13 protein-coding genes are annotated in these 13,449 nt (G+C 49.2%); 2 read left to right on the top strand and 11 right to left on the bottom strand.

The genetic code is table 11. The annotated features are described in order from the left end of the window. The first annotated feature begins 18 nt into the window (after positions 1-18). Positions 19-549 carry a cob(I)yrinic acid a,c-diamide adenosyltransferase gene (locus tag RDU59_09830; GenBank protein ID MDQ7838770.1) on the top strand — a complete coding sequence of 177 codons (531 nt, stop codon included), beginning with the start codon at positions 19-21 and terminating at the stop codon, positions 547-549. 57 nt (positions 550-606) lie between these two features. Here RDU59_09830 and RDU59_09825 read toward each other — a convergent pair whose 3' ends face one another. Both RDU59_09825 and RDU59_09820 read right to left on the bottom strand, forming a co-directional pair. Beyond that, positions 607-2,037, bottom strand: a complete 1,431-nt coding sequence (locus RDU59_09825) for an RtcB family protein (GenBank protein ID MDQ7838769.1) — start codon at positions 2,035-2,037, stop codon at positions 607-609. A 10-nt stretch (positions 2,038-2,047) separates the two neighbouring features. After that, a complete protein-coding gene (locus tag RDU59_09820) occupies positions 2,048-2,464 on the bottom strand; it encodes an archease (protein MDQ7838768.1) in 417 nt (138 codons plus the stop codon). 405 nt (positions 2,465-2,869) lie between these two features. Here RDU59_09820 and RDU59_09815 point away from each other — a divergent pair, with 405 nt between their 5' ends. Then, positions 2,870-4,039, top strand: coding sequence for an exonuclease (locus tag RDU59_09815; protein MDQ7838767.1), 1,170 nt, complete (start codon positions 2,870-2,872; stop codon positions 4,037-4,039). Positions 4,040-4,405: 366 nt separating this feature from the next. On the opposite strand, the gene mamK is transcribed toward RDU59_09815, so the two are convergent. The 9 genes from mamK to RDU59_09770 all read right to left on the bottom strand — a co-directional run. Next, positions 4,406-5,404 carry a MamK family actin-like protein gene (gene mamK, locus RDU59_09810; protein MDQ7838766.1) on the bottom strand — a complete coding sequence of 333 codons (999 nt, stop codon included), beginning with the start codon at positions 5,402-5,404 and terminating at the stop codon, positions 4,406-4,408. After that, a complete protein-coding gene (locus RDU59_09805; GenBank protein ID MDQ7838765.1) occupies positions 5,401-5,754 on the bottom strand; it encodes a hypothetical protein in 354 nt (117 codons plus the stop codon). Before RDU59_09805 ends, mamK begins: the two co-directional genes overlap by 4 nt. 3 nt (positions 5,755-5,757) lie before the next feature. Continuing rightward, complete coding sequence (locus RDU59_09800) at positions 5,758-7,713, bottom strand: hypothetical protein (protein MDQ7838764.1); 1,956 nt, start codon at positions 7,711-7,713, stop codon at positions 5,758-5,760. A gap of 295 nt (positions 7,714-8,008) precedes the next feature. Further along, a complete protein-coding gene (locus RDU59_09795) occupies positions 8,009-8,749 on the bottom strand; it encodes an ABC transporter permease (protein ID MDQ7838763.1) in 741 nt (246 codons plus the stop codon). A gap of 10 nt (positions 8,750-8,759) precedes the next feature. Further along, positions 8,760-9,674 carry an ATP-binding cassette domain-containing protein gene (locus RDU59_09790; protein ID MDQ7838762.1) on the bottom strand — a complete coding sequence of 305 codons (915 nt, stop codon included), beginning with the start codon at positions 9,672-9,674 and terminating at the stop codon, positions 8,760-8,762. Continuing rightward, positions 9,617-10,399 (bottom strand): ABC transporter ATP-binding protein, encoded by a 783-nt coding sequence (locus RDU59_09785; GenBank protein MDQ7838761.1) that lies wholly within the window; start codon positions 10,397-10,399, stop codon positions 9,617-9,619. The genes RDU59_09790 and RDU59_09785 overlap by 58 nt, the downstream gene beginning before the upstream one ends. Continuing rightward, entirely contained in the window at positions 10,396-11,403 is a 1,008-nt protein-coding gene (locus RDU59_09780; GenBank protein ID MDQ7838760.1) for an iron ABC transporter permease, read from the bottom strand. The genes RDU59_09785 and RDU59_09780 overlap by 4 nt, the downstream gene beginning before the upstream one ends. Continuing rightward, positions 11,396-12,448: an ABC transporter substrate-binding protein gene (locus RDU59_09775; protein MDQ7838759.1), complete on the bottom strand. Its 1,053-nt coding sequence runs from the start codon at positions 12,446-12,448 to the stop codon at positions 11,396-11,398. Before RDU59_09775 ends, RDU59_09780 begins: the two co-directional genes overlap by 8 nt. Next, the coding region (locus RDU59_09770) for a TonB-dependent receptor (protein MDQ7838758.1) at positions 12,449-13,449 on the bottom strand (1,001 nt) is incomplete at its 5' end.

The following is a 13,449-nucleotide window of genomic DNA, read 5'->3' as shown; positions in this document are numbered from 1 at the left end:
GTTTAGAAGGAGATAACCATGGCTCTTAAACAGGGCTACATACATGTTTACACCGGTAACGGCAAGGGTAAGACAACCGCCGCCTTAGGGCTTGCCCTTCGGGCCGCCGGTCAAGGGCTGTCTGTGACTATGATTCAGTTTTTAAAAGGAGAAACTGATATTGGCGAGATAAAGGCTGCATCTGCATTCCTGCCGAAGTTTGTTATAAAGCCAGCCGGACAGAAGGGCTTTATTTTCCAGCGTGAGATTTCTACAGAAGATAAGGAACGGGCGGCAGGGGCCATGGAACTGGCCAGCAAGATTGTCCATGAGGGATCAACCGATGTATTGATATTGGATGAGGTAAATGTGGCGGTAACCCTCGGCCTTGTGCCCGAGGAATGGCTTGTTTCAGTGATGGAGAGCAAGCCCCAGGACATGGAGCTTGTGTTGACCGGCCGGAACGCCTCCCCTCGAATTATTGCGTGCGCAGATCTGGTTACAGAGATGCGGGAGATAAAACACTATTTTAAAAAGGGGGTTAAAGCGCGGGAAGGGATTGAAAAATGATGCCGTCCCATAGGATCGCGACCTTGGGAGCCGTGGATTTGCGGGCGAAGCACCTGGCTATCCTTTAACACAGGCCAACGGTTTAACCATAGCTACCTTTTTTGCCAATCCGGCCTGGTGAGCGGCGTTCACGACCTCCACCACATCCTTATAAGCACCCGGCGCTTCTTCTGCCACGCCTCGATAGGAACGGGTCCGGATTATGATTCCTTTAGCAGATAAATCCTTTATAATTTTGTCACCACGCCAGGTCTTGGTAGCTCGCTTGCGGCTCATGCTACGACCTGCACCGTGGCAGGCCGACCCAAAGGCCTGTTCTGTGCCGAATTCTGTGCCTACCAGAATGAAGGAGCAGGTGCCCATGGTCCCGCCAATAAAGACCGGCTGACCAATTGATCGGAAGCGCGCCGGTATTTCCGGTCTTCCCGGACCAAAGGCCCGGGTTGATCCCTTACGGTGGACATAAAGTCGGCGTTTTTTGCCGGCTATGACGTGTTCTTCAACCTTGCAGGTGTTATGACTGACGTCAAATAACATTTTTAATTTAGCCTGAGGGATAATTTCGGCTACGGCCTCGCGGGTCAGATGACTTATAACCTGGCGGTTGGCCAGGGCGCAGTTTATTCCCGCGCCAACTGCCCCGAAATAGCGTTTGCCTTCCGGCGAGTTGATCGGCGCACAGACCAGTTCTCTTTCACGGATGGGAATATTATATTTTTTAGATGCCTGGGCCAAAGCAACCAGATAATCCGTGCCTATCTGATGCCCCAAGGCCCTGGAGCCGCAATGGATAGCGATAACAATATCATCCTTTTTAATGCCCAGGGCTTCGGCGGCTTCGGCATCATAGATCTCGAATACATGTTGTATTTCCAGATAGTGGTTCCCTGACCCCAGGGTTCCCACTTCTCTGAATTGTCTTTTTTTTGCCAGGTCAGAGACCTGGGCCGGATCCGCCCAGGCAACATAACCGCCTTCTTCTATGTATTCCAGGTCTTCCGGGAGTCCGTAGCCCCTATCTAACGCCCACTTTGCCCCGCCGGCCAGGACGTCATCGATTTGGGCCGGGGTGAGCCTTATCTTACCCTCTGAGCCAACGCCGGCGGGAACTACCTGAAAGATTTTATCGATCAACCTTTCCAGAGAGGGCATGATCTCATCTTTGATAAGGCCGGTGGTCAGAGTGCGGACACCGCAGGATATATCAAATCCCACGCCGCCGGCCGAAATAATGCCGCCTTCTTCCGGATCAAAGGCGGCCACTCCGCCTATGGGAAAGCCGTAACCCCAATGCGCATCAGGCATGGCAATGGAGGCGTGGACAATACCGGGCAAACAAGCTACGTTCGTAACTTGCTCGCGGACCTTTTCATCCATTTCTTCAACCAATGTTTGGCTGGCGAAGATGAGCCCGGGGACGCGCATCTCACCAAAGGGCGGGAGCTCCCAGAGAAAATCGTTGATCTTCTTTAATGATTTGATTTCCATGTCCCTTACCTCATACATCAACTACGCATTGGGCCACAAAGTAGCCAGCTTCTTGAAATACCCTGAGCATAGTAAATGTGGCCCCTTTAACCTCTACGCCTAAGTCGTGTTTCCGGGGGCTTATAGATTCGCCCCGGGCTACAGCAGTTAAGTTGTTATTCCTTATAGTGACGTTGAATTCGGAAAGTACCATTTTTTCTATATCTGCCAGGGCAATTAATTGATTTAACCAGACCATAAAGAGGGTTTCTATATCCGGCGCGGTGCACTCCACCTGGATTTCTTTCCGCGGTTCAATTGTGGATAGGTCGGCCATCAGCGCAAAAAGGGCTTTTGCCCCGTTGGCAAAGGCCTCTTCCAGCGTCCGGCCTTTTCCACGAATGCCAACATCTGCTCCATGCTCAAATGTTTCATACCAGAGCTTCATAATTATATCTTATTTGTTATTCCGGTCGTTGTCAAAGGAATCTCATGCCACCTGCCTGCCGCGGCAGATAGGTATGAAACGGCTGAATCTATCGTAAAGGCTTCACGCCTACGGCGCATCTACGACATCCGCCAGAGGCGGACATCTTCGAGACGCGACGTCCTGTCTGAACTACCGGATCGCAGGTGCGTGACGGGTTGCCGGTTTCGCAAAAACTTCTTGCCCCTCTTTTAAAAAAGGTGTATGTGGTACAACTTACCGCCTTTACAAAAAGTACCCTTTCAAAACAGGCCCCAAATACAGGGTTGCACGCCAGAGGGGAAAGCGCTTATAATCGTTTCTTTCTTCGCCCGTTGTTTGTGTTACTGCCCTTAGTCCCGGGATTTCCAAGACAGGAGAATAACCATGGGTATTCTTTCCAATACGGTGAGTTTTTGTCAGTATCAGGTCTCAGGTGAGTTCCCTGACAAAGACCTTTACGAATGGGCCGCCGACCGCCTGGCCCAAAATGCTTTTCGTGCCATCGACCAGACAGCCGAAGAACTTTCCTTCGGCTGGGTTCACTTCGATGATTTCTCAAACAGCAGTTTCACCACGCCGCACGCCTTTTGGCGGGATCATTATCTGGCCTTTACGCTTCGCCGGGACCAACGCCGCGTGCCGGCCGTTTTGCTGAAGGCCTATCAGAAAAAGGCCGAAAACGATTATCTCGCCTCCAATCCTGGTCTGAAATGGGTTCCGAAGGACAAGAGGCATGACCTGCGCAACGCGGTGCGTAGTGCTCTGCTCAGCAAGACTTTGCCGCTACCCGCCATGTATGACGCGGTCTGGGATACCAGGACCGGAGTGGTGACGTTCAGCAGCCTGACCCCTAAAATACAGGAACTGTTCGAGCACCTTTTCGAGAGGACCTTCCAGATGGGCCTGGTAGCAATTCACCCGTTTGCACGTGCGGAAAGGGTGTCGGATAAGAGCCTCCGACCAGCCCTGCAAAAGGCCAATTGTGCCCCCACAGACGCAGTAGCGGACCTCATCAAGGGCAACCGGTGGCTGGGCCTGGATTTCTTGCTATGGCTGATTTACCAGACGACGAATGGTTCCTCGGAGTACACGGTAAGCCAGTCCGGTCTAGCTCCCCAGGGCGCGCCGTTCGTTGCCTACCTCAATGACCGCTTCGTCCTCCTTGGAGGAGGCGACAAAGGGGCGCAGAAAATCACTGTGGCCGGGCGCCAGGATAATTTCAAGGAGGCCCTCACCGCCTTGCAAAATGGCAAAGAGATTACAGAAGCGACCCTTTACCTGGAAAAGGAGGAACATGTATGGAGGATGACCCTGAAAGGGGAGACGTTCCACTTCGCCTCGTTCAAGTGTCCTTCGGTAAAACTGGAAAGGGACGAACTTACCGACGAATCAAGCGAGCGGGAAGCGGTTTTCTATGAACGAATGCACGTTCTAGAGGGAGGATTGCAGCTTTTTGACAGTCTCTACAACGATTTTCTCAACAAACGGCTGAGTCAAGACTGGGAGGAGAGAACCAGGGCCATATGGGAATGGTTATCCTCAGGAGCAACTTAAATACTGCCTGGACAGATAGCCTTAGAGAAAATAAAACCATCAAGGATTCATTATTGATGGAAACCACTTACTTCAATGTAAAATGTAAAAGGGCCGGCCATCTTTTAACCCCGATTAGGGGTGGTATTATGTTTGCTAAAATAAGACCCCCGGGCATGTTCCACGACCGGGGGTCTTTATTAAGAAAAAGATATAAAGAATATGTAGTTGGTTTCATCCGAAAACTGTCGTTTCCGAATTCAAGCTTTCAGCGATCAGCTGTCAGCCGTCAGCAAAAGATACGAGAAACACCATGTTAAGCTGAGCGCTGATAGCTGAAAGCTGATTGCCCCATCCGGAATTTTTAGATTTTCGGATGGGAACTAATTAATCCATCCAGTATTCTTCCGGCATATCCATGGCCAGCTTAAGGGCTCCCCTGGCTCCGGCAAACAGGGGATCATCAATACATTCTACCTTGGCACCACCTAAATCTGCCAGCCCGGCAGCTATCATATCCGCTAACCCTTCAATCTGGCTGCCACCACCGGCCAGGTAGATATTTTCTCTCAGTATTTCCTGAAATTCAGGGTCATAGGTGGCAATTAATTTTTTTACGGCCTCTACAATTTCAGGGACAATACTTTCACATGCGGATTTTAACTCATTGGTTACGTCAAACACCTCCGGCTTGCCGTTGACCGGGAAGACGGTTGAAACGGAGCGGGTGACATTATATACAAAGGAATGACGTTCCTTTATCTCTCTGGCCATGTTCAGGGTAAAGTTGGCCGTAGAGTATGTAGATCTAAGGGTGTCATAAAAGACTTTATCAATATAATCTCCCCCTTTGTACAGCGTAATCTGATCTTCTTCCTCCGGGACAGTTCCATGCATACGGCAAATATCCACAGTTCCCGCGCCAATGTCGATTATCATAGCGTTGTCTAACCTGCCGGCGTAATAGGCTACGGCAAAGGGTTCGGAAATTACCGCTGCATAATCCATTACTGACTTGGCAATATCGGCCACAACTTGTTTATTTTGTACGCTGGCCTTGGCCGGTACGCCGATAATTCCATAAACCTTGGCCCCGGAGGGAGCTTCCACGGCGCTGATGAGGTGCTTGATAAGTTCCTGGGCCATAGTTTTTTCCTGCTCGTCTTCTTTGATAACACCTTTTTCCAGAGGATATACGACGTTGAGCGATAAACGGTGCTTAAGGGCATCCCGTCCAAACAACAGGTTTTGTTTTAACATTTGCCTGGCGATCAGATCTTTTGGCCAGCCCACTACGCTTAGCGTTACCTTTTCTACGCCGTTATTAGAGACCAGCGCACTCCTCGACGTTCCGAGGTCAATTCCCATATATATTTTTTCACTCATCCACTTTCCTCCTCTGTATTAGGTTTCAACAGATCCGGTAGAATAACTTTCCAGCGGTGACAAATCTCCATTTCCAGATTCGTCTCTTCCATCTCCAGATATCTGGCTTTCAGTGCCAGCCCCAGATGCAACTGACCGGCCTCCTGGATTTTCTTTTCAATTAATTCTAGTATGGCCTCGTGTTCTTTCTGAATGCGGTTGATAATATGCTTATAATATTGTTCTTCTTTATCCTGTAATCTTTTGGCAAAGCCGGCTATCTGGTCTTCTTCTGTCTTTTCTTCCTGTTTTCTGACTTCTGCTGAGATAACTTTATTAACTAATTCCTTCTTTTTGTCGATCACATTCAAGGATTAATGGGTCCAGCTTATTTTTGCATTGTGGCTGTAGTTTTTAAGGATAGCCGCCTGGTTATCGATGACATTAATCTGGTCTTTGAGGACAGATTCCAGGTATTGTATTTGTCTATCTAATAGACCGATTTGTTTTCTTTGTTTTTGGCCCAAATTAAAAAGCGGGTTAGCTCGGTCTGAGATGTTTACCTTTTGTCTATATAGAAAAAAGTCCACCTTGGTTTCTTCCAACTCCGCCCTGAGTTTGACGACTTCTTCCTCTTTTTTGGTAAGGGATTTTTGTTTTGTCGTTAGGGCCTTGTTTAAGGTGTCTATTTTTTTCTTTTGCCATCTGATATTTTTATTAAGGGTAGTGATCTTTGACGCCTGTTGTTTAATAACTTCAGCGTTTTGATCGATCGTTTCGTTGAGCGATTCGATCTTTTCTATCTTGGAGTGGATAATGTGGGTTTTCTGTTCCAACGTCGAGGAGAGATCGCTTAATTCCTGTATTAGCTGGTTGTTGGAGCGATACATATATAATGAGCTGAAGCTAACGACCAGCAATAGCGCGCATAAAAAGGCGATGAGCCGATCCTTGCCAGCCCTTTTTTTGTTTATAGCGTCAATCTTATCCGTGGCGCTCTGGAGTTCGGCCTGTAATGTTGAAGCCATCTGTCTATAATCAAGAACCCTGGACTCTAAGGCAGTTTTGTCCCGTTGGATTCCCTGGAGATCGTATAGCATCTTCTCGCGTTCTGAGGCTTGTTGGACCTCTAGCGCCGATGTCTTCTCCTTTAATTCCAGGATGGTCTTTATTTGTTCTTGAATCAGCCGGTTTTTGTCTGTTAAATTCGCCTTAAGGGCATCCAGTTCGCTTTGTAGAGGTTGAGATTGTGTTTTTAGCTCCCGGCCTTCCGCTTCTTTTTTGGCAACTTCATTTTGTAACCTGGAAATTTCCTCTCGTTGTTTTGCGTTGTCTTCTTGTTGCTGTTCCAACGTCTCTTTAATATCCTGAAATTTAGTCAGTTCTGACTGGAGTGCGCTTAGATTAGCTTGCAGAATTTGGGTCTGCTCCTGGGCAATTCTTGCCTCTTCCTCTTTAGCCGTTGCCTGGCTCTGGAGGGCGGAGAACTCCTCTTCACGACGTCTGATCTCTTCCTGTTTCTTGATTAACTCTGCTTCGACAGCCTGCAAACCGGAAACCTTTGTCTTTAAAATATCCAGCTCGCTTTTCAGCGCATGGGCTTCTTTCTTATGACGGCTTAATTCTAGCTCTTTTTCGGGGATGGTATTTTGCAGGCTGGCGACCTCTTCTTTATGTTGTCGTTGTATCTCTTCTTGTTGCCGGATGAGGTCAGCCCTGGCTGTTCTTAGGTTTTCCAGTTCTTGGTTCTGGAGTTCCTCGGTTTCCTGTTGTTTGTGAAGGGTTTCTCTGAACAGCTCCATATCGGATTCAAGTCGTTGGAGGCCGGCTCTTAACCGTTCTTCTTCAGACTCTTTTTGCTGAAGGTTATACTTTAGATCGATTAAGTCCTTATCTTTCCGGCGATTTTCTTCTATATAATATTCATTTTCCCTTCTTAAAACGGCGATCTCTTTGCTCTGTAATTCTATGCCGTCTGCCTGCTCTTGAATAATATTAGCTTGAGAAGCAAGGGTGGACTTTATTGCCTCTAATTCTTTTTGCAGGACAGAATAATTTTCCTGTAGCTGCGAAATTTCCGCTGTTTTTTGGGCGGCTTCATCCTGCCGGTAATCAATTTTCCCCTGTTGCTGTCGTTCTTCTTCCTTTCCCACAGGGACATTATGGCTGTTTGGGAGATAGTATATCTGGCTGGATTTTCTTTTTATTACTTTTGAAAAGTCTATACGTTCATCAGTTTCAGATGCGCCTTCAGATTCCGGCGGGGTAGGCCTGAGTAACATATCTGAAAATTTGAACTTTTTTATGCGCTGCTCTAAGAATAATGACATGAAGATGTTTCCTTACGGTGGCTGTACGTTACAATAAAGTGATTTTACCCCATATTTAGCATATAACCTCTACCGAAATTAGCATTATTATCAAATTGTTGTCAACACAATTTTGACGGCTTCGGAAAAAGTAAAATTTTACCGCAGAGGTCGCAGAGAACGCTGAGATAACATATTGGATGTTTTACGGTTTTTCTCTGCGGGCACTGCGCGCTCGGTGGTGACAAGGTTTTTTTACGAGTTCCGCAATTTTTGTCTTCCAGGGATTAGAAGCCCCAGGGTTAATTTTTCCCCCTCATTCACTGTATGTCCGCACCAGATAAACACTGATGACAAAAAAGATAACGGCAAAGATTACCAGGACAGCCAGGGATAAGAGGCAATCAGGCCCCATACATTTAGCACGCATGAGCTTATTAGTATGGGCCAGGGGTAGGATTCGGATGACGAATTGCAGCCAGCGGGGCATTTCTTCAATCGGGAAGAATGTCCCCCCAAAAAAGGCCATGGGCAATATAAAGAAATTGGAGAAGGTGGCTGTATCTTCGTGAGATTTGGCCCTAAGGCCGGAGACCACTCCCAGGGAGGCGAAGAGAAAACAATTGAGGAGCAAGGCTGGTATGAAGAGCGGCATAAAATAAAGGCCGCTTCCCAGGAAAAAGCCGACTAAAAGGATCATGCTCGAGGCAAAAAGACCCCGTACCATGCCAGCCAAAACCTCTCCCATGACAATAGCACAGGGACTCACCGGTGATTGGATAAAAACCTGGAAGGTACGGAAGTGGAGCCGGCCTACAGTTAGACTGGTGGCAATCCAGGTGTAGGAATTATTCATGGAACTCATGGCGATGAGACCCGGGAGGAGGAAGTCAAGATAGCTTCCTCCGGCAATACTTATCCTGTGTCCTAACCCGAGCCCAAAGGCCAGCAGATAAAGGAGCGGGGCAAACATGGCCGAGAAGAAATAGCCGAGGCGCAGAAAGCGCCTCCGGAAGAGCATCATCTCACGCAAAAAAACCGGATAATATCCAGACATAAGGCTCCTACTATTCCGCCGGCCCAATCCTCTCCCCGGTCAACTTAATGAAGACGTCTTCCAGGTTGGACTCCCGGATGATTATCGGCCCTTTTTTGCTCTGCGAAAGGCTGTGGGCCTCTTCCCGGCTCCGGCATAACATGTATCGGGTATTGCCGTTTTCCTGATACTCCAGCACGAAACCGCCCACTTCGCCCTTAAGTTCCTGCGGCGTTCCCAGGGCTATAAGCCTGCCGCGGGAAAGGATGCCTACCCGCGTGCAAAGGGCCTCAGCCTCCTCAATGTAGTGCGTGGTAAGAAAGACGGTGGTTCCGTTCTCTTTAAGGTTACGGACCAGGCCCCAGATCTGCCTCCTCACCTGGGGATCCAGTCCGACCGTAGGTTCGTCGAGAAAAAGCACATTTGGTTTGGTGAGAAGGGCGCGGGCAATAAGAAGTCGGCGCTGCATACCGCCGGAAAAGTCACGTACCAGGTGGTTGCTCCTCTCAGACAGGCCGGCCAATTCCAGGATATCTTTTATATTCCGGCCAAGGTTGTCCAATCTGTGAAGCATTCCATAGACCCGGAGATTTTGTTCAGCGGTCAATTCCTTGTCCAGGTTGATCTCCTGGGGCGCTACGCCGATGATGTTTTTCACCGCCAGCGGCTCTTTCTCCACGTCATGCCCGCCGATCGCGGCCCGGCCGCTGGTGGGCTTGCTGAGGGTGGTTAATATCTTGATGGTGGTCGTCTTTCCGGCGCCGTTTGGTCCCAGAAGGCCGAAGACCTCGCCCTGTTTTATGACAAGGGTGAGGGAGTCAAGCGCCCTGATAGCGCCATAGATTTTGGTTATGTGGTCAATATTGATCATATGTCCGAAAACAGAGGCTAGTGGCAGGCGGGGAGGCGCGGATAAATAAAACGCCGTCCATTGTCGCCTATCCATTCCACCTCCAGGTCATACACCTGCCGGAGATTTTCAGGGGTTATAACCGCTCCGGGATCCCCTTCATCCACAATCTGCCCCTGGCCTAAAAGGATTACCCTGTCCGAAAACATGGCGGACAGGTTTGGGTCATGCAGGGTGACCAGGGTGGTGAGATTCTCTTTCCGTGTCAGTTCCCTAATCGTACTGAGTACATGTATCTGATTCCGAAAATCCAGATGGGCGGTGGGTTCATCCAAAAGCATAACCCTTGGCTGCTGGGCCAATCCCCGGGCAATAAGCGCCAGTTGCCTTTCGCCGCCGCTGATGCGTGTATATGCCCTTTCCTTCAGGTGTGCTATCCCCACGGCCTCCATAGCCTCTTCAGCCTTAAGGTAATCATCTTTAGAAGGGGTTGCAAAGATACCTACATGGGAGACCCGGCCCATCAGCACCGCATCCAAAACAGAATACGGGAATGGGGGATCGTGCTCCTGAGGGACAACAGCAAGTATCTTTGCCCTTTTCTCGTGTGGAAGATGCGATATATTGTTATCCTGGAATACTATTTCTCCCTTCTGATGTCTCCATAAACCGGCTATGCAATTGAAAAGCGTTGTCTTGCCTGAGCCATTCGGGCCCAGGATGGCAGTTACTTCTCCGCTATTTACTCCAAAGGAGATTCCCTTAAGGACCGGGTCATGGGAATGAGGGTGGTGGAACTCGAGCCCTTTAATCTCCATCATCTTCCCCAGCTCTCCTCTCCGCCTTTCTTCATAAGGTAAATAAAAAAAGGGGCTCCGGTTACGGCGGTTATTATCCCTACCGGTATATCAAAATCGGTCAGATTTCTGGCCACGGTGTCGGCAAATATCATGAAGGCTGCCCCTCCGGCCATGCTTAACGGGATAAGGCTTTTGTGGTCGGGGCCGGTCATCATTCTAACCAGGTGCGGGACCATTAACCCTACCCAGCCAATGATTCCGCTTACGGATACGGCAATACTTACCGCCAGGGATGATCCGGCAATAAATATAATCCGCTCCCTCTTCGTATTCACACCCAGGGCGCTGGCTTCGTCCTCGCCCATACTCAGCACATTGAGCCTCCAACGCATCAGGAACACAGGTAGCAGTCCCATAGTAATGCCTATCCCGGCAATCTTTACCAACCCCCAGTCCGATAGAGAAAAACTTCCCATCAGCCAGTAAACGATATTCTGGAGCTTATGGGGATCAACCAGGAATTTTACAATAGAGACCATGGCCGTAAAAAAGGCGGAGATGATGACCCCCGAAAGCACCAGCGGAAGTCTGGAGACCTCCCCTTGTATCTTGGCTATGGAGTATGCCAGAATCACTGCCGTTATGGCAAATAAAAACGCCATCATCTGTATAGGCAGGTGCGGGAAAAATCCCACGGATAAGGCGCACCCCAAGGCTGCGCCGGCCGATATGCCGAGTATGAAGGGGTCAACCAGTGGATTGCGGAATATTCCCTGGAGGGTCACGCCTGATCCTGAGAGCGCAACGCCCACCAGCCCGGCCAGGAGTATGCGCGGAAGCCTTATATCCAGGATTATCGCCTTTTCTTCAATATCCGGGCTTTTTAAAAAAGGCCATATTTCCGAACCGATAACCCTTAGGACCATAAGAGGGCTTACATTGTAGGCGCCTATGAAAAGGGCGACCCATCCTATGAGAAAGGGTGAGGCCATTATCATTATTGTTTTCAGGGCCTTCTTACTCAATCTTTTTCACCCGGATATATGCTATGCCAAAGACCTTTTTATAAAACTCATCCATAACCCTGTCCAGATTAATATCCCGGAAATATTCGGGATAGGTCTTCATGGCCATCCACAGGGCCATGGGCGCCAGCCGCGGTGACCAGGTGGACCACTCCGGGGCCTTATAGACCCGGCCTTCTCTTGTTGCCTTTATAGACCTCCACTGCGGATTATTGCGAATATCCTGAACCTGATAGCCGGCATTCCCCCAGATAAATATTACATCAGGGTTCCAGGCTATTATCCGCTCTATCGGGACATCGGCATTTCTTCGCGGTATTTGAGCGGCCGGATTAACGCCGCCGATCAGTTTGAAGATATCATCTGTAATCCCGATGCCACAGGCCACAGAGGTGGGTTTTCCCCCGAGCCATAAGACCTTTTTTGTTTTATCGCCTGGTATCTTCCTCACCCTTTCTTTTATAAGTTTGAATATGCTCTCCATCCGGGCAATGCAGTGTTCGGCTTGTTTTTCTTTTCCAAAAAGCCTTCCATGTAGCCTCATTACCGCGTAAAATTCCTCAAGGCTCTCCGGATAGATGGCAATAACCTTTAGCCCCTTTTCCTCCATAAACCGTACGGTCTCCGGCTTAGATGTCCAGGTAATCACAACATCAGGTTTTAGTTTAAGGAGCGTCTCTATATTCACATCCATGCCGCTGCCGGGCGAAGGGACAGACTTCTCAATATCGGGTTTGGTGGCCTTCATTAAGTCATTGTTATACGCCCACCTGGCAATACCAATGACCCTGTCCCATATACCGAGGGCCGGGATTAATTCATATGTCTGAAAGAATACGGCCCGCTTTACCGGGGCAGGGATAGTAACGGCCCTTCCAAGCTTGTCTTTATAGGTTATAACGGCAGCCCAAGAGCCGGAAGTTAGAAAGAGCACAATCAGACAAGGGATCAACATTCTCCACAGGCGGCGTTTTAACGAAAAGGCAGAAAGCCTCTTTCCCTTCTGACTCCTGACCGCTGTATTCTGACTTCTGACTCCTATCACCTAGAATCTCACGGCCATTTCTGCAAACCAGGCAGTGCCCGGGGCCTCATAGTAGTAGTAATAATCCTGGTCAAACAGGTTATCTGCGGATAGTGACAGCTCGATGTTTTTAGTCACATCTGCGCTTACCTTGGCATCAACGACAAGGTATGGGTCGTATGAGCCATAGACATACCGGAATGAGTCGGTGTTATCATCGTTGGAATAAATCTTCCCGACATAGCGGCCAATGATGCTTCCTTTAAGCCTCCGGTAGGCAAAATCGAGTCCAATGGAATACATATTTTTAGGGACATAGGTCAGTTGTTTCCCTTCGATGGTTGGATTGGACGGGTATTCAGTAATAACCGCATCGTTATAAGTCAGGGTGGCAAATGCCTCAAGAAAAGTATTAATCCTCTGCCGCAGTTCCAGCTCCACCCCTTTGACCTCGGCCTTGGCGGCATTCTGGTAGGTCTTGGTCTTGGATAGGGAAGTATCTGTGACGAGGTATATCAGGTCCTGGACATAGTTTTCAAAATAGGTGGCCTTAAACCGGGTTCCGAAGGAGGTCTTCTGTTCCCAGCCCACCTCCCAGGAAGCCGTAGTCTCAGGTTCCAAATTCGGATTGCCCCTGTAGGTCCAGCCGGTGGTAGAGACCCAGGTCCGGTAGAGGTTATAGACATTGGGACTGCGGAAGGCTGTACCGCCGGAGAGGCGAAGGGTAGTCATCTCCCGGGGCTTATAGAGGAGTGAGATTTTGGGAGAGAGGCTTTCATCGGTGCGGTCAGGGTAGTTTACCTCTGCGGTTGCGCCGCTGCCATCCGTATCATAAGAGCCGTCGCAGGTCTTCCAGTAATCATAGCGAAGGCCCAGAAAGAGCGTCAGGTTTTTAGGCAGATGCCATTCATCCTGGGCAAAGAGGGCATAGGTACGATCCTTTCCTTCGGAGCAATAGGCAAGACCGGTCTTGCTATTTTCGTCCTTCCAGAAGGAGAGGTTATACTCCTCACTGGTCGCCT

Source organism: Thermodesulfobacteriota bacterium (assembly GCA_031082315.1).
In the GTDB taxonomy this organism is placed as follows: Bacteria; Desulfobacterota; QYQD01; order QYQD01; family QYQD01; genus QYQD01.
The sequence above is the reverse complement of the archived record's forward strand: the minus strand, read 5'-3'. Positions and strand labels throughout refer to the sequence as shown.

Bases quoted from the DNA above. Each gene is read 5' to 3' on its own strand.
- RDU59_09830 (MDQ7838770.1), top strand. From the start codon at position 19: ATGGCTCTTAAACAGGGCTACATACATGTTTACACCGGTAACGGCAAG.
- RDU59_09825 (MDQ7838769.1), bottom strand. From the start codon at position 2,037: ATGGAAATCAAATCATTAAAGAAGATCAACGATTTTCTCTGGGAGCTC.
- RDU59_09820 (MDQ7838768.1), bottom strand. From the start codon at position 2,464: ATGAAGCTCTGGTATGAAACATTTGAGCATGGAGCAGATGTTGGCATT.
- RDU59_09815 (MDQ7838767.1), top strand. From the start codon at position 2,870: ATGGGTATTCTTTCCAATACGGTGAGTTTTTGTCAGTATCAGGTCTCA.
- mamK (MDQ7838766.1), bottom strand. From the start codon at position 5,404: ATGAGTGAAAAAATATATATGGGAATTGACCTCGGAACGTCGAGGAGT.
- RDU59_09800 (MDQ7838764.1), bottom strand. From the start codon at position 7,713: ATGTCATTATTCTTAGAGCAGCGCATAAAAAAGTTCAAATTTTCAGAT.
- RDU59_09795 (MDQ7838763.1), bottom strand. From the start codon at position 8,749: ATGTCTGGATATTATCCGGTTTTTTTGCGTGAGATGATGCTCTTCCGG.
- RDU59_09790 (MDQ7838762.1), bottom strand. From the start codon at position 9,674: ATGGATAGGCGACAATGGACGGCGTTTTATTTATCCGCGCCTCCCCGC.
- RDU59_09785 (MDQ7838761.1), bottom strand. From the start codon at position 10,399: ATGATGGAGATTAAAGGGCTCGAGTTCCACCACCCTCATTCCCATGAC.